Below are 25895 nucleotides of genomic sequence, written 5' to 3'. Positions count from 1 at the left end.
GGGCTTCACGGAAAGCACTTCTCATGAACTGGAAACCGGCCTTGTTCGCGCTGCCCGTCTTCCTCACCGGCTGCGTTCAGTCGATGTTCTATTACCCCGACCGCGTGCGCTACGAAACACCCGATGCGCTCGGGCTGCGCTACGAGGCGGTGCAGTTCCATAGCACCGACGGCACACGCCTCAGTGGCTGGTTAATTCCCGCGGTGAACCGGCAGAGCCCGAAAGAAGCCAAGGGCACAGTGGTGCATTTCCACGGCAATGCGCAAAACATGTCCGCGCATTGGCGCTTCGTGGCCTGGCTGCCCGCGCAGGACTTCAACGTGTTCGTGTTCGACTACCGGGGCTATGGCGAGTCCGAAGGCAAGCCGGAGCCCAAGGGCGTGTTCGAGGATTCCAGCGCCGCGCTGAACCATGTGCGCTCGCGCGCCGACGTCGACCCCGAGCGCCTCTTCGTCTTCGGCCAGAGCCTGGGCGGCACCAATGCCGTTGCAGTCGTCGGCTCGGGCAACCGGGCCGGCGTGAAGGCGGCGGCCATCGAATCGACTTTCTATTCGTATTCGTCGATTGCCAACGAGAAGCTCCCGGGCGCCGGACTGCTGGTGAACGACGACTATGCGGCGTCGAAATACATTGCCGCTATTTCGCCGATTCCGCTGCTGCTGATCCATGGCACCGAAGACCCGGTGATTCCGCACTCGCATTCGCGGCGGCTGCTGAATGCCGCGCGCGAGCCCAAGCGCCTCGTCGAAGTGGCCGGCGCCGGCCACCTGGAGCCGATGACCGAGCGCTTCGGCACCACGTACCAGCGCGCGCTGGTCGAATTCTTCGACGCCTCGCTGCGTTCACGGCAACCATGAAGCACTTCGACGAAACCGCCACGCGCGAGCCGCTCGCCTTTACACGGCTCGTGCCCGCGCTGCGCGCTGCCTTCGCGGCCGAAGCGCATGTGCCGCCGCGCCATGTGCACAACATCGAGACGGCCGGTGCAGACAAGGGCACCGTGCTCATCATGCCGGCGTGGAGCGACGCGGGGTTTCTGGGCATCAAGACCATCAACGTCTTCCCGGGCAACAGCGCGCGCGGCCTGCCCGGCCTGCACGCCACCTATGTGCTGTACGACGCGCACACCGGGGTGCCGCTCGCGATGATGGACGGCAACGAACTCACGGCGCGCCGCACGGCCGCCGCGTCGGCGCTGGGCGCCTCGTTCCTGGCACGGACGGATGCGCGCCGCCTGCTGGTGCTGGGCACCGGCCGCATCGCGCGGCTGCTGCCCGCCGCGCACGCCAGCGTGCGCCCCATCGACGAGGTGCGCGTGTGGAACCACCGCCCCGAGGGCGCCGAAGCGTTGGCCGCGCAATGGCGCGGCGAGGGATTCAACGCGCAGGCAACCACGGACCTCGAGGCGGCCGTGCGGATGGCTGACATCGTGAGCTGCGCCACCCTAGCCACCACGCCGCTGGTGCGCGGCGAATGGCTCGCCCCCGGCTCGCACCTGGACCTGATCGGCAGCTTCACGCCCGACATGCGCGAGGCCGACGCACGCTGCTTCGAGGGTGCGCGCACCTTCATCGACACCGCCGAGGCGCTGCAAAAGGCCGGAGAGCTGCTCGATGCCATCGCAGCAGGCACGCTGCGCGCCGATGCGGTGCAGGGCACGCTGGCCGCACTCTGCCGGGGCGAACGAAGCGGCCGCACGGGCAGCGAGGAGCGCACCGTGTTCAAGGCGGTGGGCAGCGCACTCGAAGACCTGACAGCCGCCACACTGGTCTGGCAGCACGCCGGATCGCCCTCTGCCTAAGGCTTAAGCACTAGGAAGCGGCCGCTGGCCGCCCGGGGAGATAGCCTTTTGCTGACACGCGCATACGTCATGCGGCTGATGGCACGGCTTTTGCGCTGAAGCTAACCTGATGCTCACGTCAAGAGATCCAGAGGCCAGCCGCATGCTCACCATTTTTCAGAAAGCCACCATCCTCAGCAAAGCTGGTTTCGAGGTGCCCGTCTGCCCGGCCATAGACACGTCGACATCGCCGACCAGCGCGGTTTCCCAGAAGATGCAGGAGTGGGGCAAAGCGATCGAAACCATGTATGTGACCTACGTTGCGGCCCGTGCGGCCAAGAGCCTGCGAGATGCGGAAGAGTCCCGCCAGACCGACATGCTGCGCCGGCTTTCGCTGAACGCCTGGGCCGCCTGACCTCAGCCTCACGCATTCAGAGGGTCAGCCGAAGGTGAATGCATAGGCCTGCGCGCCCGCATCCAGAAACTCGATCTCGAACAGGCGCTCCTTCGCACCAGCCGCCTGGCGTACCAACTGATACAGCTTCTGCGCGTCGATCACCCCGTAGCCCTGCGCGTCGGTGTCCGAGCCGTGGTCCGCGAGCGGCGGCTTTCCATCGACCAGTACCCTGAAGCGCACCGGCTTGCCATTGGCTGCGGGCCCGAGCACCAGATGCAAGTCGCGCGCCTGGAAGCGATAGGCGATGCGTCCATCCGCACTGTTCAGCACGGCGCGCTCGGCCTCCACGGTCCAGTCGCCGGCCAGCGCCCACTGGTTGGTGCGCAGTGAGGAAGAAGCAGGCTGGTAAACCTTCGCATGGTTCCGCGTGATGCCGCCGGGAGATGCAAAGCCGTGCGCCCGCTCGTGGCCGAGGTAGGTCTCGCCGGACAGCGCAGGCTCAGCACCGGGCGCGGCCTGGGTGCCCTGCCCCAGCGGCGCCACCAAGCCGGTGGCGATGCGGGTCTTCTGCCCCGCCTCGGCCAGCAGCTGCTGGATGACCAGTTCGGCCTTGTCGTACCGGTTCTCGCCGAACTGGTGATGGCGGATGCGCCCCTCGGCATCGATAAAGTAGAACGCGGGCCAGGCGCGGTTATCGAAGCCGCGCCAGATGGCGAAGTCGTTGTCCATGGCCACCGGAAAGTCGATACCCAGTTCCTTGGTTGCCTTGCGCACGTTGGCCGAGCGCTTCTCGAACGCGAACTCCGGCGTGTGCACGCCGATGACCACGAGGCCGGCATCCCGGTACTTCTCGGCCCAGGCGCGAACGTAGGGCAGCGTGCGCAGGCAGTTGATGCACGAATAAGTCCAGAAGTCGACCAGCACCACCTTGCCGCGCAACGCATCGGGCGTCAGGGGCGCGGAGTTGATCCATTCGGTAGCGCCGGCAAGCGAAGGAAAGTTGCCTTCGACCTTGAGGGCGCGCATGGGTGCCGAGGCCGGGCGGTCTTCCTTTTCCGACACGCGCACGAGGCCCGTGTCTTCGCGCAGCGCGACCGGTTCAGCCAACGGCTCGCGCGAAGGCTGCGGCGCGTCTTTCTTGATTTTTTCCACCAGCGCCTGCTCGAGCTGCGACGTGGTGCCCACTGACAGGCGCGCGAGCAGCCCCGTATCCAGCCCCAGCGCAATGGCACCCACGCCCACCATCACGGCAGCGCCCGCTGCGCGCCGCACCCATTCGCCGGTATGCAGCGAGCGCTTCATGATGGAGAACAGTCGCCCGCCGAAGAGCAGCGCGGCCGCCAGCGAGGTGCAGGCACCGGCGGCGTAGGCGAGCAGCAGCAGCGAAGTACCCACGCTCGCGCCATTGAGCGCCGCGCCGGTCAGGATCAGGCCGAGGATCGGGCCCGCGCATGGCGCCCACAGCAGGCCCGTGCCCACGCCCAGCAACAGCGGCGAGAACACCGAGGCGGTGCCCGCGCCCGCAGGGCCGCGCGGCTCGGACATGCGCAGCCCCAGCGCCACCAGCGGCCGGGTCATGCGATCGGCGACGGCCGGAAACAGCAGCGTCACGCCGAACAGCGCGAGCATTGCCAGGGCGGCGTAGCGCCCGTACTCGTTGAGCGTGACGATCCAGCCGCCGCCCACCGCGGCCAGCGTGGCCACCGCGGCAAAGGCCAGCGCCATGCCCAGCAGCATGGGCAGGCCGTGCGAGCGAAACGGGCGGTCGGCGCGCGCAAACACGAAAGGCAGCACCGGCAGGATGCAAGGGCTCAGGATGGTGAGCACCCCGCCCAGGTAGGCAACGAGGAGGATGAGCATGATGTCGGTCGTTCGTGACGGGTGAATTCAGCGAGCGGGCACGGTGGCCAGCGCGAGCCGCGCCTCCAGCCCGCCTTCGGTGCGGTTGTGCAGCGTGAGCTCGGCGCCCATGGCCATGGCCAGCTGGTGCGCAATGGCAAGGCCCAGCCCGGTTCCGCCGGTGCTGCGGTTGCGCGAACTCTCGACGCGGTAGAAGGGCTTGAGCACCGCCTCCAGTTCGTCGGGCGGAATGCCCGGACCGTTGTCGAGCACGCTCAGCACCAGCTGGCCGCCTTCGGCATGTACGCGCAAACGCACGTCGCTGCCGAACTTCAGCGCGTTGTCGATCAGGTTCATCAAGATCCTGCGCAGCGCGTTGGGTCGGCTCACGATGGGCGCGCCAGCCTTGCCTTCGAGCCGAACCGGCTGGCCCACGTCTTCGTAGTCGGCCACCATGCTTTCAAGCAGCGCGTCGGCATCGATGCGCAGGGGCGGCTCGGTCGCGCCGTGCAGCGTGCGCGCATAGGTGACGCCTTCGCGCACCAGCGAGTGCATGGCGTCGAGGTCCTGGCGGAACTTCTCGCGGTCGTGCTCGTTGTCCATCAGGTCGGTGCGCAGCCGCATGCGCGTGATGGGCGTCTGCAGGTCGTGCGAAATGGCGGCGAGAATCTCGACCCGCTCGGCCATGTAGCCCGCAATGCGCTGCTGCATGGCGTTGAAGGCACGCGCAGCATGCGCCACTTCGGTCGGGCCTTCTTCAGCGAGGCTCTGCCCCTTGAGATCGGGCCCCAGGTCGTCGGCCGCGGCGGACAGTTGCGCGAGCGGCCGCGTCACCAGCCGGACCGCAACCCAGGCGCATACCGCCAGCACCAGCAGCTGGATCACGAGGACCCACATGACCCAGCTTGAGACCGGCATGCCCACGCGCATGGCATGAACCACCACGGAAGAACCGTCGCCGAGCCGAACCTGGATCTGCAAGCCCTCGGGCGGCCAGGCCACTTCGCCGACCTTGACGATCTCGAACGGGCGCATCGCATCGGCGATGGCTTTGGCAAACTGCCGCGAAGCCTGCGAGCCGGGCTCCCCGCCCTCGGCGCTGCCACCCAGCACGAAGCGGTAGTTGCGCCGCTCCAGCCGGTCGAGCCAGCCGGCGCGTTCCGCCACGGGCAGGCGGTCGAGGATGGCGACCGAGCTTGCAATGTCGCGCTCGATGCCGATCATCATCAGCTCGCGAAGCGCCAGGTTCCTTTCGTAGCGGATGGCGGCGAAGGTAAGAAGCTGCGCAATGGCCAGGCCCACCACGATGATCAGCGTCACGCGGTAGAACAGCGAACCGGGCAGCAGCCGGCGCCAGCCCCGAGCGGCCATGCCCCCACCGGCGGCACTCGCGGCACCGGACGGGTTCGCAGAAAGATTCGCGGGAGTGGACATGAGCACCTCTTGTCTATGAATACCGCTGGCTCACACCAGGTGGATGGCAACGTCGATGTTGCCCCGGGTGGCTTTGGAGTATGGGCAGGTCTGATGCGCCGCGTTGGTCAGTGCCTTGGCCACTTCGCGGTCCAATCCTGGCAGGCTCACGTTCAGGCGCGCCTGCAGGAAGTACTCGGTGCCCGCCACGCCAAGGTCGACTTCGGCATCGACGGCCAGGTCGGGCGGCAGCGCGACCTTCATCTTGCCAGCCGCCTTGCCAATGGCGCCGATGAAGCAGGCCGACCAGCCCGCTGCAAACAGCTGCTCGGGATTGGTGCCGCTGCCCGCACTGCCGGGCGATGAAAGCTTGATGTCGAGCCGGCCGTCGGAGCTGCGCGCTTCGCCGTCGCGGCCGCCCGAAGAGGTGCGGGTCTTGCCGGTGTAGAGAACTTTTTCGATACGGGACATGGTGATTCCTTGGGAGTGGTTGGTTGGGAACGGACGGATTGTTGAGCCGCCTCTCCCCTGCCAACGCACATTGCGTATGCCTGTGTATCCGCGCGATAAATCCACACACTACGTTTCATCGCGGAGCATCTGCGGCATCGTGGCGCCCCTGAGCATCGCGGCCCCCAAGGCTTTCACGCGGCCGCTTTGTATGCCTGTGTATCTGCGGCCGCAGAAGTACACGGGCATACAAGAACACCCTTTTCTCGACACATGGCAAATACATGCCGCGAATCCAATGGCGCATCCATTCATCCAGCAACCAATCAACGCCAAGGAAACGCACATGTCGAATGAAGCAGTCAACCGCCAACGCCGATTTCTCCTCGGAGGCGCCATTGCCGGCGTTGCCGCTGCGGAGCTGGCATTCATGGGCGCGGCCCACGCGGCCGCCGCGCGGGCGGGCAAGCCGCAGCAGCTCGGCCCCATCAAGCAGATCAAGGCCGGCGAACTCGACGTCGGCTACTACGAGGCCGGCCCCGCAGACGGCGTTCCGGTGCTGCTGATGCATGGCTACCCCTACGACATCCACAGCTATGCCGAGGTGGCGCCGCTGCTTGCCGCGCGCGGCTGCCGCGTGATCGTGCCGCACCTGCGCGGCCACGGCAGCACGCGCTTTCTGGACAGTGGCAACCCCCGCTCGGCCCAACAATCGGCCGTGGCGCTGGACCAGATTGCGCTGCTCGACGCATTGAACATCGACCGCGCCGTGATGGTCGGCTACGACTGGGGCGCGCGCACCGCCTGCATCATTGCGGCGCTCTGGCCGGAGCGCTGCCTGGGCCTGCTCTCGGTGAACGGCTACATCATGACCAACCTGCCGGGCAACAAGCTGCCGCTGCCGGCCAAGGCGGAACACGGCTGGTGGTACCAGTACTACTTTGCAACCGAGCGCGGCCGCCTCGGCCTGGAGGCCAACCGGCGCGACATCGCGCGCATCCTGTGGACCACCAATTCGCCCAAGTGGGCCTATGACGACGCCACCTTCGAGCGCACCGCCGCATCGTTCGACAACCCGGACTACGTGCAGATCGTGATTCACAACTACCGCTGGCGCCTGAGCCTCGCGGACGGCTTTCCCAAGTACGCCGAACTGGAAAAGCGGCTTGCCACCTTGCCAACCATTGGCGTGCCGACCATCACCATGGACGGCGATTCGGACGGCGTGGTGCCCGCAACCGACGGAAAGGGCTATGCCGCCAAGTTCACCGGCCCTCGTTCGCACCTGATCGTGAATGCCGGCCACAACGTGCCGCAGGAAGCGCCCGAGGCGTTTGCCGACGCGGTATGGAAGCTTGCATCCGCGCGGCACTGAGCTCCAACCAAACCGGGCGGGCGCGCAACATAATGTCGCGCGCGCCCTGCCAGGCACGCTGCCCGCGCCCCATCTTTTCCGCTCGATGCCATGACGCCAAAGACTTCGGACCACATCCTCATCGTCGACGACGACCGGGAAATTCGCGAGCTGCTCACGACCTACCTGGTGAAGAACGGCTTGCGCGTGGTCGCGGTGCCCACCGGCCGGCACATGCGTGCGGCGCTGGAGGAATCGGGCCCGTTCGATTTAATCATCCTGGACCTGATGCTGCCCGGCGAAGACGGGCTCACGCTCTGCCGCGACCTGCGCACCGGCAAGTACAAGGCGACGCCCATCCTCATGCTGACTGCGCGCAGCGAGGAGGCCGATCGCATCCTGGGCCTTGAAATGGGTGCCGACGACTACCTGGCCAAGCCGTTTTCCGCGCGCGAGCTGCTCGCGCGCATTCGCGCCGTGATGCGCCGCACGCGCATGCTGCCGCCGAACATGGGCGCCATCGAGTCCGCACAGAAGCTGGGGTTCGGCGAATGGCAGGTCGACACGGTAGCCCGTCACCTGATCGACGAAAGCGGCGTGATGGTGGCGCTGAGCGGCGCCGAGTACCGGCTGCTGCGCGTGTTTCTCGACCACCCGCAAAAGGTGCTGAGCCGCGACCAGCTGCTGAGCCTCACCCAGGGCCGCGAAGCCGAGCTCTTCGAGCGCTCAATCGACCTGCTCGTGAGCCGGCTGCGCCAGCGCCTGCGCGACGACGCGCGCGAGCCCCGCTACATCAAGACCGTGCGCAGCGAAGGCTACGTCTTCGCTTCGGCGGTCGAGGCGCGAGACTGACCGACGCGATGCACTGGCAGCTGATCGGGTTGCGCACCTCGTGCGCCAGGCCGCCCGCAAAGAACAGCAGGGCGAACCAGAGCTTCTTCATTTCGGGCCGCTCGGCGCATTGGCAGCGGTTGCATTCGAAGGCTCCGCAAGCAGCGCCTGGATCTTCTTCTCGGTGGTGCCGTAGCTGCCTTCGCCAAAGTGCGAATAGGCGATGCGGCCCTCCTTGTCGATCAGGTACACCGCGGGCCAGTACTGGTTGTTGAAGGCCTTCCAGGTTCCATAGCTGTTGTCTTGCGCCACCGCATGCTCGATCTGCAGGCGCTGGATGGCGTCCTTCACGTTCTTCGTCGATTTCTCGAACGCGAACTCCGGCGTGTGCACGCCCACCACGGTCAGGCCCTTGTCCTTGTACTTCTCGTGCCACTCCTTCACGTGCGGCAGGTGATTGAGGCAGTTGATGCAGGTGTAGGTCCAGAAGTCGACCAGCACCACCTGGCCGCGCAGGGCTTCGAGCTTGAGCGGCGGCGAGTTGAGCCAGGTGTCGATGTTCTGGAACTCCGGCGCAGCGCGCGCCACGCCCGCGGGCGTGTTGCCGCCGAGTTGCGGCGCGGCAAACGTCAGGGCGCCCACCGACGCGGCAATGGCCGCGCCAATGGCAATATGGGTGAGCTTCATGGTGATTTCCTCGGTGCGATGCGCAATGGGCGCTGGTGGATGACGGGCGGATTGTTTTCCGCTCATCGAGCTCCTGGCGCACATTGCGTATGCCTCTGTGTCGAGGCTGGAAATCGACACACTACGTTGCACGAGGCGGGGGTGTCCCCGCCCCGATCGAGCCAATCGGCCGGGCGGCAGGCCTCGCCCGGCGCGGTCCTCAGACCCGTTCCAGGATCACCGCAATGCCCTGCCCCACGCCAATGCACATGGTGCACAGCGCGTAGCGGCCGCCGCCCTTGCGCAGCTGGTTGACCGCTGTGGTGGCCAGGCGCGCACCGCTGGCGCCCAGCGGATGGCCGAGCGCAATGGCGCCGCCGTTGATGTTGACGCGCGCGTCGTCGTCCTGCAGGCCCAGCAGGCGCAGCACGGCAAGGCCTTGCGCCGCGAAGGCTTCGTTGAGTTCGATCACGTCGATCTGGTCGATGGTGAGGCCGGTGAGCGCCAGCACCTTCTGCGTGGCGGGCGCGGGGCCGATGCCCATGACGCGTGGTGCCACGCCGGCGGTGGCCATGCCGACCACGCGGGCGCGCGGCGTGAGGCCGTGCTTGGCGGCGCTGGCTTCGTCAGCCAACAGCAGCGCGCAGGCGCCGTCGTTCACGCCGCTGGCGTTGCCCGCCGTCACGGTGCCGTCGGGGCGCACCACGCCCTTGAGCCTGGCGAGCGATTCAAAGCTGGTCTCGCGTGGATGCTCATCCTTGTTGACGATGATGGCGTCGCCCTTTTTCTGCGGCACGCTCACGGGCACGATCTCGGCGTCGAAGAAGCCGGACTTCTGCGAGGCCACGGCGCGCAGCTGCGAGTTGAGCGCCATCAGGTCTTGGGCTTCACGCTCGATCTTGTAGTCGGTGGCCACGTTCTCGGCCGTCTCGGGCATCGAGTCGACGCCGTACTGAGCCTTCATGAGCTTGTTGACGAAGCGCCAGCCGATGGTGGTGTCGTACACGGCGTTGTTGCGGCTGAAGGCGCTCTCGGCCTTGGGCATGACGAAAGGCGCGCGGCTCATGCTTTCCACGCCGCCGGCGATCATGAGGCCGGCTTCACCGGCGCGGATGGCGCGGGCAGCCGTGCCCACTGCGTCGAGGCCGGAGCCGCACAGGCGGTTGATGGTGGCGCCGCCTAGTTCGAGCGGCAGGCCCGCCAACAGCGCCGACATGCGCGCCACGTTGCGGTTGTCTTCGCCGGCCTGGTTGGCGCAGCCGTAGAGCACGTCGCCCACGGCCTGCCAGTCGACGTTCTTGTTGCGTTCCATGAGTGCGCGCAGCGGCACGGCGCCGAGGTCGTCGGCGCGCACGCTGCTGAGCGAACCGCCGTAGCGGCCGAAGGGGGTGCGGACTGCGTCGCAGATGAAGGCTTGGGTGGTCATGGTGTGTCTCGTTGGAAATGAATCGATTCGCAAGTCCGCTTTTATGCGGCGATAGGCAAACCCACGAGCTTCTCGAGCTCCTCGCGGCTGAGCCCTTCGACCAGATCGACGAGCTTCAGGCCTTCAGGCGTGCATTCGAGCGTGGCCAGGTCGGAGTACACGCGCTTGACGCAACGGATGCCGGTGAGCGGATAGGTGCATTCGTTCACCAGTTTGCTCGTGCCCTGCTTGGTGAGCAAGTCCATCATCACCCACGTCTGCTTGGCGCCGATGGCGAGGTCCATGGCGCCGCCGACGGCGGGAATGGCGTCTTTCTCGCCGGTGTGCCAGTTGGCAAGGTCGCCGGTGGCCGAGACCTGGAACGCGCCGAGCACGCAGATGTCGAGGTGCCCGCCGCGCATCATCGCGAAGCTGTCGGAGTGGTGAAAGAACGAGCCGCCCGGCAGCAGCGTGACCGGCTGCTTGCCGGCGTTGATGAGGTCGTAGTCTTCTTCGCCGGCCGCGGGTGCGGGGCCCATGCCCAGAATGCCGTTCTCGCTCTGCAGAATGACTTCGCGGCCCTTCGGCAGGTGGTTGGCCACCAGCGTGGGCTGGCCGATGCCCAGGTTGACGACGGCGCCGTCGAAGATGTCCTGCGCCACGCGGGCGGCGAGCTGGTCCTTGGTGCGACGTGTGTAGGTAGTGCTGCTCATGGTCATGCTGCCTTCTTGAAACCGCCGGCTTGCGTAGCCACGCGTTCGATGCGCACCACCTGGTGCACGAAGATGCCCGGAGTCACGATGGTCTCGGGGTCGAGGGTGCCGAGTTCGGCAATGTCGTGCACGGTGGCAATGGTCTTCTTGGAAGCCATGGCCATCACCGGGCCGAAGTTGCGTGCGGCCTTGCGGTAGACCAGGTTGCCCCATCGGTCGCCGCGCTCGGCCTTGATGAGCGCCACGTCGCCGTTGATGGGGTACTCGAGCACGTACTGCACGCCATCGATCTCGCGGGTTTCGCGGTTGCCCGCGAGCTGCGTGCCGTAGCCCGTGGGGCAATAGAAGGCGCCGATGCCCGCGCCCGCGGCGCGAATGCGCTCGGCCAGGTTGCCCTGGGGCACGAGTTCGAGTTCGATCTTGCCGCTGCGGTAGAGCCCGTCGAACACCTGGCTGTCGGCCTGGCGCGGAAAGCTGCAGATGATCTTGCGCACACGGCCGGCCTTGAGCAGCGCGGCAAGGCCGGTTTCGCCGTTGCCGGCGTTGTTGTTGACCACGGTGAGATCCCTGGCGCCCTGTTCGACGAGACCGTCGATGAGTTCGCCGGGAATGCCGGCGGTGCCAAAGCCGCCGATGAGAACCGTGGCGCCGTCTTGGATGCCTGCAAGGGCATCGGCGACCGAGCGCGCGATCTTGTTGATCATGAAGCCTGTCTCCGGGAGTTGAGAAAAAGAAATCTAACCCTGCGAACAAAACCAACAACCGTCCGATTCTGCGAACCGCAGAATTGTTCGTCTAAAGAACATTTGTTCGTATAATGAATTCTAAAGACGAAAGCCCGATATGGCAACCCACACGACACCACCCGACACACCCGCCCCCGGCGACAGCTATGTGCAGTCGTTTGCACGCGGCCTCCAGGTGATCCGCTCTTTCAGCGCAAGCGCGCCACGACAGACCCTGAGCGAAGTGGCGGCCGCCAGCGGGCTCACGCGGGCCGGCGCGCGGCGCATCCTGCTCACGCTGCAGACGCTGGGCTACGTGGTGACCGACGGCAAGCTCTTCACGCTCACGCCGCGCATCCTCGACCTGGGCTTTGCCTATCTCTCTTCGATGCCGATCTGGAACCGCGCCGAGCCGGTGATGGAAGCGCTGGTGCAGCAGGTGCAGGAGTCTTGCTCGGCCGCCGTGCTGGATGCGACCGACATCGTCTATGTGATGCGCGTGCCGACGCAGAAGATCATGCGCATCAGCCTGGGCGTGGGCTCGCGGCTGCCGGCGTACTGCACGTCGCTCGGCCGCCTGCTGCTGGCCGACCTGGAAGACGACGAGGTGCGCGCGCGGCTCGAAGCCTCGGAGCGCACGGCGCTCACCAAGCACACCGTGACCGACGTCGACGCACTGATGGCCAAGGTGGCGCAGGCGCGCAAACAGCAGTGGTGCCTGGTGAACCAGGAGCTGGAAGAAGGCCTGATTTCAGTGGCGGCGCCCATCGTGAACCGTCAGGGCCGCATGGTGGCCGCGCTCAACATCACCGGGCAAGCCAACCGCACCAACGCAAAGGTGATGCAGGAGACGATGCTGCCGGCGCTGTTGGATGCCGCGAAAAAAATTTCGCGGTTGCTGTAACCAGGAGCGGCCCAGTCCAGCGCACCCGCGGAACCGGCTTTGCCGGGCCGAAGGGTCCGTGCCTCCGGCATGGACGCCGGGCGCCGAAGGCGCTTCGGGTGGCGTCCTAGCCCGCGGAGTGAATGCCCTTCATGATGATCACGCCGCCCAGCCGCGCGGTGTCGGCGCGCATGCGCTTGGCCAGCGCGTCGGGCGTGCCCGGCTGCGCCTGCCAACCGGTCTTCAGCAGCGCATCGCTCACTTCGGGCGAGCCCGTCGCCTCGGCCAGCGCCGCATTGAGCTTGGCGATGGCGGCGGGCTTCATGCCTGCAGGGGCGGCCAGCGCGGTCCAGATTTCCAGGTCGGCGCCGCGCACGTCGGCGTCGCGGATCGTGGGCAACTCGTTGGCCAGTGGACTGCGCTCGGGCGACGTCACGCCGATGGCCTTGATCTTGCCGGACTTCACATGCGGCATGGCCAGGCCGGGCGGCAGCAGCGCCAGCTGGATCTCGCCCCCCAGCAGGCCGGCGATCACCTGCGGATTGCCCGTGTAGGGCTTGTGCTGGGCCGTGATGGCAGCGCGGCTCTTGATGAGTTCCATGCCCAGGTGGCCCACGGTTCCCACGCCCGGCGTGCCGTACTTGCCGCTGCTGCTGAGGTTGCGCGTCCACAGCAGCAGGTCGGCGGCGGTCTTGCCCGGCGCATTGCCGGAAACCACCAGCACGAGCGGTGCAGTGCCAATGAGGCCGACCGGCGCGAAGTCTTTCTCCGGATCGAAGTTGAGCTTGGGATTGAGCAGCTTCGCAATCGTGAGATTGCCGTTGATCAGCGCGCCGATGGTGTGGTCGTCGGTCGCCTTGGCCACCAGGTCGGCCACGACGTTGCCGCTCGCGCCCGGCTTGTTCTCGACCGTGACCGGCTGGCGCAGGATCTTCGACAGCGGCTCCGCGATGGCGCGGGCTGCAAGGTCGGGCGAGGCCCCGGCGGGAAAGCCCACCAGGATGCGAAGAGGCTTGGTCGGCCATGCGGCGTCGCCGCCTGCAGCGCCTGTGCCGGCGCGCTGTGCCCATGAACCGGGCGCAAAAAGCGATGCGGCAATTGCCGCGGCGCCGCCTTCGATCAGGCGGCGTTTGGTGATCTTCAAAATGACTCCAGAGGAAAGGCGTTGCTTACGCGTACTTACACAACGTTACAGGAGCATGCGCGATTGCGCAAGCCGAAGACCGTGCTCCAGGAATGGTTCCGCGATGGGGAATTGCCCGCGACCTGTTGGATTTTTTAGTCAGGAGCGATGTCTAGTGCTGCATCCCTGCAGGGGTCGTTTGGGCGCGGGCCTGGATGCCCAGTCAACGAACAAGCGTAGCCGTTCGGCCGCTTTCTCAGTAGTACTTTAGTTTTGTTGAAAAATCGTTTGCCCCAGGGGTCCCGCGGCCCAACCGTGGTTAGAAAAAACGGCAGTTCCAGCCTTCTGTTACGCCGACAAAAACCTTCTGTTCGCAGTCATCGGTTGCCTAAGTCATTGTTTATATTATCTTTTTTGATCCAACACAGCTGACCCGGCGAGCTCAACAAGCGTATCGATTGATAACTACGGAAACCAGTGATGTTCATCGGATCGCCGGATTCTTAGCATCGGTTGCACTGCGTAACTTAATGATTCCGACCTAATCAGCCCATCGCGCCGGAACATTTTCCGGTTTATGAAGCCGAAATTTGAAATAAGACAAAAGTACGCAATGAACTGTCTCAGATCACCGCTAGCGCTTGGTGATCTGTGTAATTACAACGGTGTATCGAGTGCGGCCTGTCATACGGCGCCTCTCACAACGAGGATTGCTTCGTCCATGAATTCTTTGACCGGAACTAGAGTCTTGGTGCTGGGTGGGCGAGGTTTTCTCGGACGCAATCTCGTCGATGTGCTCCTGCGCGACGGCGCGTCCGTCCGAACTTTCGATCGTCAGCCTTCCTCCTCATCTACGGACCAGCCCGCGTTCAAGGGCAATGTCGAGGAATTCGAGGGAAACTTCATCGACGGCCAGGGCCTGGACGCGGCGTTGGAAAACGTCGATTTGGTCTATCACCTCATCAGCACGACCGTTCCCAGCGGTTCGAACGCCGATCCGATCGGAGACGTCACCAGCAATCTTGCAGGGACCTTGCGCCTTCTCAAGGCGATGTCGCGATTGGGCGTCAACCGCCTCGTCTACGCGTCCTCTGGTGGAACGGTTTACGGAAATCCTTGCGTGCTTCCGGTTCCGGAATGGCACACGCTGCAACCGATTAGTTCCTATGGCGTGGTCAAGGTCGCCGTTGAGAACTATCTGCACCTTTATTCCGAACTCCACGGCCTCCAGGCCAACGTCTTGCGAATCTCCAATCCCTACGGAATGCATCAGCGGCGCATCGGCACGCAAGGCGTGATCGCGACCTTTCTCAACAAGCTGGTGAATGGACAGACCATCGAGATCTGGGGCGATGGCTCGGCCGTTCGAGACTACATCTACGTCGCCGACGTCGCCAGGGCGCTGCTTCTTGCGGGGCGCCGCGAGAAGTCAGGCACCTTCAACATCGGCAGCGGCGTCGGCCACAGCCTCAACGATGTGCTTCGCGTTCTTCGCAAGCAGACGGGCCTGGAAACCGAGGTCCGGTACATGCCCCATCGGAAATTCGACGTTTCCCAGACGTTTCTCGACATCGAACGCGCCCGCGAAAAACTCGGCTGGACTCCCTTCTACACGCTGGAAGAGGGCTGCGCCCGATTCTGCCAGCTGATGGAGCGGGCCCGTGAGCCGGCGCTTGTCTGAGCGGACACCGCCCAAGGTCTAGCAATGCTTTTCGATACAGCACCAGTGGCATTGGAAGAACGCGGCGGCACCGGACCGGGTGAATACGCGTGGCCTGAGGACCGCAGCTCCTGCAACGCGAAAAAATCCGCGGGGCCTATCTATGTGACACAGCCGGTCCTTCCGAGCCTCGAGGAGTTCCTGCCTTACCTGCGCGAAATTTGGGACAGCAAGATACTCACCAACGGCGGCCCTTTCCATGATCGTCTGGAGGCCGCGCTGTGCGAATACCTCGGCGTCGAGCACATATCGCTCTTCACCAATTGCACGATCGGGCTGGTCACCGCACTGCAGGCACTCGGGGTGTCGGGGGAGGTCATCACCACGCCCTACTCGTTCACCGCTACTGCGCATTCCCTCTTGTGGAACCGCATCAAGCCGGTGTTTGTCGACATCGATCCCCACACGCTCAACCTCGATCCGGCACGGATCGAAGCGGCGATCACGCCCGCAACGAGCGCCATCATGCCCGTTCACTGCTATGGACACCCCTGCGATGTCGAGGCAATAGAGAAGATCGCACGCGCGCACGGGCTGAAGGTGATCTATGACGCCGCCCACGCCTTCGGCGTGCAATTACACAGCGGCAGCCTCCTGAAACACGGTGACCTGTCGGTGCTGAGCTTTCATGCCACCAAGGTCTTCAATACGTTCGAAGGCGGCGCCATCGTGTCGCCCGATGCGCAAACCAAACGCCATATCGACCAATTAAAGAACTTCGGCTTCGTCGACGAAGTCACAGTGGTCACGCCGGGCATCAACGGCAAGATGAGCGAGTTCAATGCCGCACTCGGCCTACTGCAGTTGCGCGACGTGGACCAAGCGATCGCCAGGCGAGGCGAGATCGACGCGCGATATCGGAAAGGGTTGCGCGCAGTCAAGGGCATCCACTGCATCGGGAATGCAGGCGAACGCATTGCGAACCACGCCTACTTTCCGATACTCGTCCGGTCCGAGTACCCGCTCGCGCGCGATGAACTCTACGCGATGCTGCAGGCAAACGACATCCACACCCGCCGCTACTTCTACCCGCTTGTCAGCAGTTTTGAGATGTACCACGAACTGCCTTCGGCTCAGCCGAGCGGACTGCCGGTGGCACACAAGGCGGCAGAAGAAGTGATTTGCCTGCCGATCTACCCGGCGCTATCCAACGCGGACGTGGACCGCATCGTCGCCCTCTTGCAGCAGGCTGGATCACGGTCATGAAGCTGAAGCGCTTGGCGTCGATGCAGCCGTATTTCTTTCCCTACCTAGGGTACTGGCAGTTGATCGCCGCCGTGGATTGCTTCGAATTGTTCGACAACGCGCAGTACATCGATCGGGGTTGGGTGAACCGCAATCGCATTCTCAAGCCGGGCGGCGGATGGCGCTACATCCATGCGCCCGTGGCAAGGCATCCGTTCACAACCGCCATTCGCAACGTGAGAACCACGCCATCTCCAGTGTGGAAGACCAGGATCGTCAACCAGCTTGCGGACTACAGGACCAAGGCACCCTTCTTCGCTGAAACAATGGAACTCGTCGAATCCGCGCTGTTCGGTGGACAGGAGCCGACCATTGGTGCGCTGAACTGCCGCATCGTCAGGCAGGTCTGCAAGGCGCTGTCGATTCGCAGCGAGATCGTCATTTCTTCGGACTATCACTTCGACTACCGCACGATCCCCGACCGCGGGGATCGCACGCTGGCCATGGTGCAGAACATGGGCGCCACCGAATTCATCAACCCAGCGAATGGCATTTCGCTTCTGGATCCGGACGAGTTTTGTCGCCGCGGCATCAAGCTCAGCGCGCTGCAGCCGCCGGCGATTGCGTATCCCCAGGCCGGCGATCCATTCGAGCCTTCCCTGTCCATCATCGACGTACTGATGTTCAATGGAATTGCGGGAACGAGCAGGCTCGCGTCGGCAAGCACCGTAGTGCCGGTGGCCCATCGAATGGTCCAGGTGCGCCAATTGGATTGCGTATGAACGGACACGACACCCACCCTTCTTCGCCTCTCATCGACTCGCCCGCCCCGATGCATTCCAAACCGCACCATGCAAGCGCGGTCAGCCCCATAAGCGCCATGAATCAATACTGGAAAAGCTACTACGACATCAACGCCGTCAAATTCGCCCACTCCTTGATGAAGCAAGTGGATCGCACCATCAACGGCGTCGAAGAAGAGCAAAGCGAGATCGATCTGACCGTCGCCGGCCTCAGGCAAGTGCTGAATCTGAATGAAACCGATCGGGTCGCCGACCTGTGTTGCGGTAACGGGCTTCTCACCAGTGGCATCGCGCGCAGCGTGGCGGAAACCATTGGCGTCGATTTTTCCGAAAACCTGATCGATTGTGCGAACCGCTTCAACGCCGCAAGCAACGTTCGGTATGTAGTTGGCAACGTCTCGACGCTCGATCGCTCATTTTTTTCCGGTGTGACCAAGGTGTTCATGGAGTCCTCCGTTCAACACCTCCAATCCGATGATCTATCAAGATTGCTACGCACCCTGGGAAACAGCCCGAGCGTCGAGGCCATTTTTATCGGCGGGGTTCCCGATGCAGATCGTCTGGGTGTGTACTACGACGACGATCGAAAAATGGCGTTCTACCGCCAGCGCGAGGCCGAGGGCAGGCCGCACATAGGCACCTGGTGGTCTCAGTCTCAGTTGCGGGGGGTGATCGAGGACAGCGGATTGCGAGTCCGTTTTTTGCCTCAGGACGCAAGACTCACGTCCGCGTACTACCGGTACGACTGCCTCATCGAGCGGCCGAGCCGCCATGACATCACGCGACCCCAGCCAAACGCTCACTAGCACGATATGAACAAGAAAGTCGGCCTGTCCCCGGACGGACATCTGCTTGTCAATAATTTTCGGGTGCCACGAGATGCAAACAGCACTTCTGGTCTAAACGAAGAACTGATAGACAAGCTCATTCAGCTGGGTGTTCTCGCCACGCTGGGCAATACAGCGCAACCGGTCGATCTCCACCGGAACTTCCAGGGCTGGAAAAGCCAAAGGGGCATGCTGCTTGACACGCGGAGAACGCAAGCTTTCAGAGATGCCATTGAGCACACGATAAAAGGCGGCGAGACGGTCATCGATGTCGGTTCTGGATCGGGGATTCTGTCGATGTTTGCTGCCCGCGCCGGGGCCAAGGAGGTTTTCGCCCTGGAAATAACAGACGCCATAGAGCTTTCACGTCGCATCGCAGAAAAAAATGGGCTTCATGCGATCAAGTTCATCCAGGGGGATGCCGGCAGTTTCGAGGTCCATTCGAAAGTTGACCTGGTAATTTCCGAGTTTATCGGGCTGTATGTACTGGATGAGTGGCTTCATTTCTCCGCCTTCACGAAGGTCCGGGATGCCGCGCTGAAAGACGATGGACAAGTCATCCCAAGATCAGCACAGATGTATTTGTCTGCCATAGACAATCACCGCCTCTACGTCGAAAGAGGATTTGGATTCTGGCAAGCCCCTGTTTTTGGTTTTGATTTTTCAGATGTACTTGCCGCCGAGACAAAATCTCCGCAAAGAGAAATTGTTTACCAATTCGACGAAAAATCGATTGTCGACACAGCCAGCGTCGCTTCGTTCGATTTTCGAACATCAACAGTCGACGATTACTTCTTCGAAAAGGAACTCGAATTCACCTACCCCTCTGCCGGAACTTGCCATGGGTTCCTGGGTCATTTCGACCTTGAGGTTATTGAGGGGAAGTGCCTCAGCACATCGCCCCTGGAGGGTTCGACCAGCTGGAGGCAGTCATACTTTCCGATTCCAAAAATTGCGGTCGGAGCCGGCGAAAAAATCAATCTGACGTTTCGAACCTTCAAAGATTCAGGAACTGGAGAATTTTGCATCGGCCTGCGATTGAAGGATAGCAAGACGCGAGAAAACACGCCTGAATTAATCTATGCGCTCGACCGGGTGAATTGAGTGCGCTGCACAAACCGAAATCAATCGTTTTGGAGCAAGGAATCTGCTCTCACCTCGAGATAAAAAAATGCCAAAGATCTCTGTAATACTCACGTCATTCAACCACGAAAAACATATACGTGAGTCGATCGATAGCGTGCTTCGCCAAAGTTTCACCGATCTGGAACTCCTCATACTTGATGACGCCTCGTCGGACAATTCCTGGACGATCATAAACAGCTATTCCGACGAGCGGATAAAACTGTTCCGCAGCCAAGTCAACGGAGAAATATCGCCTCTGATCGAAAAGGTCATCCGCGAGCATGCAACGGGTGAGTACATCGCAATACATCATTCCGATGATGTTTGGGAACTTGAAAAGCTGGCCACGCAAATGGCCTATGTTGACGAACGCCCGGAGATCGGCGCCGTATTCACTTGGGTGCAAGTGATCGACGAGACGGGTACCAGACTGGAAAACGACTGGTTCAATCGAGGCAACCAGCCGCGATGGGCGTGGCTGAGAGAATTGTTCGACGAAAAGAATACGCTCAATCATCCGAGCTCGCTCATCCGCAGAAGTTGCTACGACGAGATCGGAGGTTATCGCTACGGGCTCGGACAGATAGACGACGCAGAATTCTGGAGCCGCCTCGTTCTCCAGCACCCCATCCACGTGCTCGAAGAAAAGCTGACGCTGCACCGGCTCTTTTCAGACAATTCGAATGTCAGTGGTGACCGCCCTGACGTGGCCGTACGCAGTAGCCATGAATGGAATTTCCTGCGCAAAAACCTTCTCGCCCTGCGCAGCTTCGACGAGGTCGTGCAGGTGTTCCCCGAACTCGAGCGGTGGCGCCACCCGAAGGGGTTCAACGTCAAGTTTCTTGTGGCCATGGCGTGTGTGCAATCGCCGCATCGCAGCGCCTGGGTTCTCGGCTTGCAATGGCTTTTCGAGTTGCTGAATGACACGGCTCAGCAAAACCAGCTCGTTGAGCTCTATGCATTCACAGATTTCAGCTTCATCAAGTTGTCAGCCACGCTCGACAGCTTCAGGGTGGAGGCCACTAAGCAGCATCAACGCGACCTGGCTGAATATGAAGCAAGGATCCAGGGAGCGTTATCGGAGTACGCTGCATTGCGGGGTGTGTTGGCTGAGCGGGACATCCTGTTGAAGGACTCGTTGAGCGAGTACGCAGGCAACGTGCAGCGCCTGCAAGAGGAATACGTAGAGGCCAGCCAGCGCACGCAGGCGACCCATCAAGAGGCTCTCACCGCATTGGAGGCCAAGGTTGAAGAACTGCGGCTTACGCATCTCGAGAAAGATCAGGCTGTGGCCGAAGCTCGGCAGTTCGCCGAAGCGCAGTGCGCGCTAGCCGCGACGGAATCCCGCAAAGCCGACACGGCGCTTGAACGCGCCGAGGCGGAGCGCGCGAAAGCGGAGGCCGCTCGGACCTTGATAGAGACTGCGGAGGCCAGAGCCACGTCGGCGCAAAACCTGGCTGAAGCTGCGCAGGCAAGGGCCGAAGCGGCGGAAAACTCGGCTGAGGCTGCGGAGGCCAGAGCCACGTCGGCGCAAAACCTGGCTGAGGCTGCGCAGGCCAGGGCCGAAGCGGCGGAGGCCAGGGCCGAGGCGGCGGAAAACTCGACTGAGGCCGCGGAGGCTAGGGCCGAGGCGGAGCGCGGCAAAACCGAAGCTGCGAGAAACCGGGCGGAGGCAGAACAAGCGAGAGCCGATGCAACGCAAAGTAGCGCCCAGGCGGAGCGCATCAGAGCGGACGCGGCAGAGCAAGAGGCAACTTGGCAGTGCCAACAAGCGCAGAACGCCAGCATGCAGAGAGAATCCGTCGCTGCACGCCTTGCCGCGGTGGAGTCGAGTTCCAGTTGGCGTGCCACGGCCCCGGTCCGGCGCCTCTTCGCGAGCAGGCCGCGTGCCGCGCGCACTGTCCGGCGCGCGGCCAAGTTGATCTGGTGGTCCGCCACCTTGCAGCTCCCGAAAAAGATAGGGGAATGGCGCGCGCGGCGGTACGCGGCTCGCCCGGCGGCAATCGAGCGAGTACCGGCACCTGCTGATGCAGAGGTGATCGACCTTGGTCTTGCCCCACCAGAACTCGCCGCCACCGCTCCTCGCCCGGTTGGCACCACGATCGGCGAGTGGGCGACCCAGCTCGATGTGCTTAAAGCACGCTCGACGCTGCTGCTTGCGCCTGGTTCGCATGCCGAGCGGTACTTTCAAAACCTCGGTTTCGATGATGCAGCTGCCGCCGCGTGGGCACGGCTGATCACCGCAACGCAGGCCGATCTCGAAGCAGGCGACGTCGAGAAAGCGGCGGCCAGTCTCGACGCCAATTCCTACTTCCAGACCTTGGCGGACAAGCTTTGTCCCAATCCCTTGTTCGATCCCGCCTTTTATGGGGAGCGTGCAAACGTCCTTGGCGCCGATCGGGACCTGGCGGTCCACTACCTGCTGCTGGGCGAACCCCTGGGCCTTGCGCCGTCGGCGCGTTTCGATTCTGCTTATTACTTCAAGTGCCAATCGGATATTGCGGCGGCGGCGATGAACTGCCTGCTGCACTACATCTCGGACGGCCACCGGGAGAATCGGCGGCCCCGGCCTCCGGCGGTCAGGCGCACGGCAAGGCCCGAGCTGATGGATCCGCAACGAGAGAACGTCATCGTTGTGGTGCACGAGACTTCGCGCACCGGCGCCCCCATCCTTGGATGGAACATCGCACAGCTTCTCTCCAGGCGCTACAACGTGTTCACGGTGCTGTTGGGAGAAGGCGTCCTTGCACCTGAGTTCGAAGCGCTTAGTGTCGAATCGCATGGGCCTTTCGAGGGAGGGCGACCCACACCGATCGATGCCGAAGCGGGACTTTCCCCCTTGTTTGAAGGCCGGGTCTTCAAGTACGCCATAGTGAACAGCATTGAATCGCGCGTTGCAGTCCAGGTCTGCGCCACGCGCTTCGTGCCGACCCTCCTGCTGGTGCACGAGTTCGGGACGTCCGTCTGGCCTGCGGATTCGCTGCGCAAAGCGCTCGATACGGCATCCGAGGTCGTGTTTCCGGCACCCTTGGTCGCACGCTCATCCCTCGAAGTGCATCCCGCTTTGCAGGCACGCGGTTTTCACATCGAAGCGCAGGGGATGTCCAGGCTTCCAGAAAGCAAGGCGGTCCACAAGCTGCTTGCGCCTGAGCGGCTCCAGACACTGGCCGAGTTGCGAAATGAGGGCGCGCTGATCGTGATGGGCGCTGGATCGGTCAATCTCCGCAAGGGAGTGGATCTGTTCATCGCCGTTGCGGCCGCGGTGAAGCGCTTGCAACTCAAGCGACGCGTGCATTTCATGTGGATCGGCGAAGGCTACCGGCCAACCGAAGACATGGGCTACTCAATTTACCTGAAAGAGCAGCTAAGCCGCTCGGATCTCGATGCAGACCTGAGCTTCCTGGACGAGGTGTCCGATCTGGATCCGGTCTACGGATTGGCCGATGTCTTTCTCCTGGCCTCCAGGCTCGATCCCTTGCCGAACGTATCGATCGATGCGGTTCACCGAGGTATTCCCACCGTCTGCTTCAAGAATGCGAGTGGCACCGCCGACTTGCTGCTCGAAGATCCCGAGACGGCGGCGGGAGTGGTCGAGCATCTGGATATCCATGCCGCAGCCGAAGTGATCGGACGCCTTGCCATGGACGAGCCGGCGCGCGCGCGAATGGCGGATGCGACGAAGCGCTTTGCGGCGGCGACATTCGATATGGAACGCTATGTTCACCGCCTGGACGAACTCGGTGCTGCGCGCTCGATGAACTTATTGCAGCAGCAGAGGCTCGGAAGATTGGCGCCCTCGTCGGTCTGGTTCGATGCACAGTGGTATGCGGCTCAGCTGGGGAGCACCACAGATGGCGTCCACGCACATTTCCTGGCGGCCGGCGCGGCGCAGGGGCGATTTCCAAGCGCACTGGTCGAACACATCGTGCACACCCTCGGCACTGGGCCGCTGTCCATCGTGGACATTTACGGCGCACTGTCCGCAGCGTCGTCGGCGTGGCGCAGAGAAGTTCCGCCGAGCGCGATCCGATTGCTTGTATCGCTGTTCGTGCCCGAGTGGCACGGCGGCACCGGGACGCCGCTGGAGCGGTTTCTTGCCTATCTCCGCGGCGGCATGCTCATCGATGTGGCACCAGGACCGTTGTTTGATCCGGACATCTACAAGCAGCGGGCTGCTGCGACCGGATTGCCGTCGTTCGAGGCGCAGGAAAGCGCCATGCATCACTGGCTTTTGCATGGCTACACCGCGCGTATCGTGCCTACGGAGCGCTTCGACGAGGCGTTCTACCGCAAGGCCAATCCGGATATCGCAGCTTCCTCGCTCTGGGGATTCGCCCATTTCGTGGAGCACGGACTCGCAGAGCAACGGCCAGCAGGCCACTTCCCGACGTTCTATCGCGGAGTTAGTCCGTACCGCCCGGTCAGCAGTAGCGCGGCGCAGGATTTGCATCGACATTGGTTCGCGCTGGACTTTCCTGCACGTGAATACATCTTTGCGGACGAGATTCCCGCGGCATTCGAACAGCGGTTGCACGAGGTCCTGCGCGCGAACCAGCTGCCGCAGATTTTTTCCGAGATGCAGTTGATCGAGCCGGACATCGGGGATCTTTCTTCGATCACCCACAATCTTCTGCCGCCTTTCCACGATGGCATGCGAACAGTCCACGCGGCACTGCGCAGCCGGCTGCCTACCACCCACTACGACAGCATCGTGTGCGTGCCATGGGTCCGTACAGGCGGGGCCGACCTGGTCGCCGGACTGCTGGCAAAGGCCCTGCTGCGCGTTCGTCCTGACGAGCGGATCTTGATCCTGCGGACCGATCACTCGCATTTCGAGCGCGCTAACTGGTTGCCTTCGGGGGTGGACTGCGTCGACGTCTCGGACGTCATGAGCAGCATGCCTTCGGCCGCTGCGGAGAACATGTTGCGAGTGATATTCAGAGGACTGACCCCGAAGCGCGTCTTCAACGTGAACAGCCGACTGTGCTGGGCCACGTTCCGCAGCCATGGCGCCAATCTGGCGACCATACTGGAGACTTATTCCTACATGTTCTGCTGGGATCAGACGCCATCAGGACGACGGGTCGGGTACCCCTCGGAGTTCTTCGCGGCCACTGCCCCGCACACGACGGCCTTTCTGACCGACACGGCTTTCTTGCGGGACGAGTTGACGAAGATGTATCGCCTGGGCGCCACTGCGAGCAATCGGATCGTGCCGATATGCACGCCAGCGCAGGGACCGCTCCTGACACCGTCAATCGCCCGGCGCGTGCTTAAAAAGGCCGATCCGGCAAGCCGGAAACTCGTGCTGTGGGGCGGTCGGCTGGATCTGCAGAAGCGGTTTGACCTGGTACAGGAGGTCGCGCGCAAGATGCCCGATGTCGAGTTCCGGTGCTGGGGTGCGGCATTGCTGGATGCGCCCCCCGATCTGTCGGCATTGCCGGCCAACTTGAAGATGCAAGGTAGCTTCGATCATTTCGATGAGCTGCCGCTGGACGAAGCGGGCGCCTGGTTGTTCACCGGATTGTGGGAGGGAATGCCGACCACGCTCATCGAACTTGCAACGCGCGGCGTGCCCGTCGTCGCAAGCGCCGTCGGCGGCGTGCCGGAACTCATTCGCCCCGATACCGGATGGCCCGTTCCGCCGGAGGCATCGACGGAGGACTATGTGGACGTACTTCGCAGCGCTCTTTCTTGCCCCGAGGAAGCGCTACGCCGTGCCGAAATATTGCAGAAGCGCGTGGCCGGCATCTATTCGGAAACGGTTTACGACCGCACGCTCGACACCTTGCTTGCCGCAGAACAGACATCATGAACAACCGCAACATCGACATCACTGCCGTGCTGAACGGTCACAAGGAAGGGTTGCTGGCAGGACCCGCGTTGACCAGCTTCGAACGCGCGATCGGTCTGGCACGGGATGCTGGACTCGAAGTGGAAGGCATGATCGTGCTGGATCGCCCGGACGCTGCAACGCGGTTGCAGTTTGCAAGTGTCGAATCCCGCTACGAGATCGTGGTGACCGATCATGGCGACCCCGGCTTGGCGCGCAATTCAGCTGTCGCGGCGGCCAATGGCATTTTTACCTCGTTTCTCGACGGGGACGATCTATGGTCTCCCAACTGGCTGGTTGCAGCGCACCAGCTCTGCGCCGATGAGCCCGAAGTGACCGTAGCTCATTCGGAAGTGAATATTGTCTTTGGAGAACAGCGGCTACTCTGGTGGCATATCGACTCGCGGAGCGCCATCTTCGATCCGGACTTTCTGCGCTTCAACAATTATTGGGACGCAATGGCCTTCGCGGCGACCGATATTTTCAGGCGCCACCCGTTCGCAGCGACCAACCTGCAACTCGGCTATGGCTACGAGGACTGGCATTGGAACTGCGCCACGCTGAACGCGGGCATCGATCATCGCCCGGCGCTTGGCACGGCGCATTTCAAACGACGCAGAAAAGTATCGCAGTTGGCAATGACCAATGCCGCGAATTCCATCGCTTTGCCCACGCCGCTTTCTTCCTACGGTTGGATGCCTTAATCTGAAGATTGTTCGGCACTTGCGCCTTCAGCAGGAGGAAATCAGCGACTTTTGCTGGACTCATTCCGCAACAGGAGCAGGAGCCGCCGGAGGCGGATGAAACAGTTCCGTATCGTGTC

Annotated in this window: 21 protein-coding genes; 13 read left to right on the top strand and 8 right to left on the bottom strand. The window is 63.0% G+C overall.

The window, feature by feature from the left end:
* Nucleotides 1-23 precede the first annotated feature (23 nt).
* The 3 genes from ASC78_RS14735 (at nt 24) to ASC78_RS14725 (ending at nt 2195) form a co-directional block, all read left to right on the top strand.
* Nucleotides 24-857: an alpha/beta hydrolase gene (locus ASC78_RS14735; protein WP_055802584.1), complete on the top strand. Its 834-nt coding sequence runs from the start codon at nt 24-26 to the stop codon at nt 855-857.
* Nucleotides 854-1801: an ornithine cyclodeaminase family protein gene (locus tag ASC78_RS14730; RefSeq protein ID WP_055802582.1), complete on the top strand. Its 948-nt coding sequence runs from the start codon at nt 854-856 to the stop codon at nt 1799-1801. The genes ASC78_RS14735 and ASC78_RS14730 overlap by 4 nt, the downstream gene beginning before the upstream one ends.
* Before the next feature lie 142 nt (nt 1802-1943).
* Nucleotides 1944-2195 (top strand): hypothetical protein, encoded by a 252-nt coding sequence (locus ASC78_RS14725; RefSeq protein WP_055802579.1) that lies wholly within the window; start codon nt 1944-1946, stop codon nt 2193-2195.
* Between the two features lie 24 nt (nt 2196-2219).
* Here ASC78_RS14725 and ASC78_RS14720 read toward each other — a convergent pair whose 3' ends face one another.
* The 3 genes from ASC78_RS14720 to ASC78_RS14710 are packed head-to-tail and all read right to left on the bottom strand — an operon-like array spanning nt 2220 to nt 5900.
* On the bottom strand, nt 2220-4037 hold the full coding sequence (locus tag ASC78_RS14720; RefSeq protein ID WP_055802577.1) for a cytochrome c biogenesis protein DipZ: 1818 nt from the start codon (nt 4035-4037) through the stop codon (nt 2220-2222).
* Nucleotides 4038-4064: 27 nt separating this feature from the next.
* The gene (locus tag ASC78_RS14715) at nt 4065-5450 is read right to left on the bottom strand and encodes an ATP-binding protein (RefSeq protein ID WP_082517544.1); all 1386 of its coding nucleotides are present in this window, start codon (nt 5448-5450) and stop codon (nt 4065-4067) included.
* A 30-nt stretch (nt 5451-5480) separates the two neighbouring features.
* Nucleotides 5481-5900 carry an organic hydroperoxide resistance protein gene (locus ASC78_RS14710; RefSeq protein ID WP_055802573.1) on the bottom strand — a complete coding sequence of 140 codons (420 nt, stop codon included), beginning with the start codon at nt 5898-5900 and terminating at the stop codon, nt 5481-5483.
* A gap of 325 nt (nt 5901-6225) precedes the next feature.
* On the opposite strand from ASC78_RS14710, the gene ASC78_RS14705 reads away from it, so the two are divergent.
* Entirely contained in the window at nt 6226-7254 is a 1029-nt protein-coding gene (locus ASC78_RS14705; RefSeq protein WP_055803379.1) for an alpha/beta fold hydrolase, read from the top strand.
* 90 nt (nt 7255-7344) lie between these two features.
* Nucleotides 7345-8085 carry a response regulator gene (locus ASC78_RS14700; RefSeq protein ID WP_055802571.1) on the top strand — a complete coding sequence of 247 codons (741 nt, stop codon included), beginning with the start codon at nt 7345-7347 and terminating at the stop codon, nt 8083-8085.
* An 87-nt stretch (nt 8086-8172) separates the two neighbouring features.
* Here the strand turns inward: ASC78_RS14700 and ASC78_RS14695 are convergent, their stop codons facing one another.
* The 4 genes from ASC78_RS14695 to ASC78_RS14680 form a co-directional block, all read right to left on the bottom strand.
* Nucleotides 8173-8751 carry a thioredoxin family protein gene (locus ASC78_RS14695; RefSeq protein WP_200934313.1) on the bottom strand — a complete coding sequence of 193 codons (579 nt, stop codon included), beginning with the start codon at nt 8749-8751 and terminating at the stop codon, nt 8173-8175.
* 199 nt (nt 8752-8950) lie between these two features.
* Nucleotides 8951-10156, bottom strand: a complete 1206-nt coding sequence (gene pcaF / locus ASC78_RS14690) for a 3-oxoadipyl-CoA thiolase (protein ID WP_055802569.1) — start codon at nt 10154-10156, stop codon at nt 8951-8953.
* 41 nt (nt 10157-10197) lie between these two features.
* A complete protein-coding gene (locus ASC78_RS14685; RefSeq protein ID WP_055802567.1) occupies nt 10198-10854 on the bottom strand; it encodes a 3-oxoacid CoA-transferase subunit B in 657 nt (218 codons plus the stop codon).
* Entirely contained in the window at nt 10851-11552 is a 702-nt protein-coding gene (locus ASC78_RS14680; protein ID WP_055802566.1) for a 3-oxoacid CoA-transferase subunit A, read from the bottom strand. The genes ASC78_RS14685 and ASC78_RS14680 overlap by 4 nt, the downstream gene beginning before the upstream one ends.
* Before the next feature lie 139 nt (nt 11553-11691).
* On the opposite strand from ASC78_RS14680, the gene ASC78_RS14675 reads away from it, so the two are divergent.
* A complete protein-coding gene (locus ASC78_RS14675; RefSeq protein ID WP_055802564.1) occupies nt 11692-12477 on the top strand; it encodes an IclR family transcriptional regulator domain-containing protein in 786 nt (261 codons plus the stop codon).
* A gap of 106 nt (nt 12478-12583) precedes the next feature.
* On the opposite strand, the gene ASC78_RS14670 is transcribed toward ASC78_RS14675, so the two are convergent.
* Complete coding sequence (locus ASC78_RS14670) at nt 12584-13600, bottom strand: Bug family tripartite tricarboxylate transporter substrate binding protein (protein WP_055802563.1); 1017 nt, start codon at nt 13598-13600, stop codon at nt 12584-12586.
* Nucleotides 13601-14300: 700 nt separating this feature from the next.
* On the opposite strand from ASC78_RS14670, the gene ASC78_RS14665 reads away from it, so the two are divergent.
* The 7 genes from ASC78_RS14665 to ASC78_RS14635 all read left to right on the top strand — a co-directional run bounded on the left by ASC78_RS14665 (nt 14301) and on the right by ASC78_RS14635 (nt 25776).
* Nucleotides 14301-15260, top strand: a complete 960-nt coding sequence (locus tag ASC78_RS14665) for an NAD-dependent epimerase/dehydratase family protein (RefSeq protein WP_055802561.1) — start codon at nt 14301-14303, stop codon at nt 15258-15260.
* 138 nt (nt 15261-15398) lie between these two features.
* On the top strand, nt 15399-16505 hold the full coding sequence (locus ASC78_RS14660) for a DegT/DnrJ/EryC1/StrS family aminotransferase (protein WP_055803373.1): 1107 nt from the start codon (nt 15399-15401) through the stop codon (nt 16503-16505).
* Entirely contained in the window at nt 16502-17266 is a 765-nt protein-coding gene (locus ASC78_RS14655; RefSeq protein WP_055802559.1) for a WbqC family protein, read from the top strand. The genes ASC78_RS14660 and ASC78_RS14655 overlap by 4 nt, the downstream gene beginning before the upstream one ends.
* Nucleotides 17263-18093, top strand: coding sequence for a class I SAM-dependent methyltransferase (locus ASC78_RS14650; protein WP_082517542.1), 831 nt, complete (start codon nt 17263-17265; stop codon nt 18091-18093). The genes ASC78_RS14655 and ASC78_RS14650 overlap by 4 nt, the downstream gene beginning before the upstream one ends.
* A 6-nt stretch (nt 18094-18099) precedes the next feature.
* Complete coding sequence (locus ASC78_RS14645; RefSeq protein ID WP_082517541.1) at nt 18100-19218, top strand: 50S ribosomal protein L11 methyltransferase; 1119 nt, start codon at nt 18100-18102, stop codon at nt 19216-19218.
* Nucleotides 19219-19285: 67 nt separating this feature from the next.
* Nucleotides 19286-25054: a glycosyltransferase gene (locus ASC78_RS14640; RefSeq protein WP_055802554.1), complete on the top strand. Its 5769-nt coding sequence runs from the start codon at nt 19286-19288 to the stop codon at nt 25052-25054.
* On the top strand, nt 25051-25776 hold the full coding sequence (locus ASC78_RS14635) for a glycosyltransferase (RefSeq protein WP_055802552.1): 726 nt from the start codon (nt 25051-25053) through the stop codon (nt 25774-25776). Before ASC78_RS14640 ends, ASC78_RS14635 begins: the two co-directional genes overlap by 4 nt.
* The last annotated feature ends 119 nt before the right edge of the window (nt 25777-25895 follow it).

The sequence above is a fragment of the Variovorax sp. Root318D1 genome, assembly GCF_001424835.1.
GTDB lineage: Bacteria > Pseudomonadota > Gammaproteobacteria > Burkholderiales > Burkholderiaceae_C > Variovorax.
Note: the sequence above shows the minus strand (reverse complement) of the source record. Positions and strands in the feature narration are given on the sequence as shown.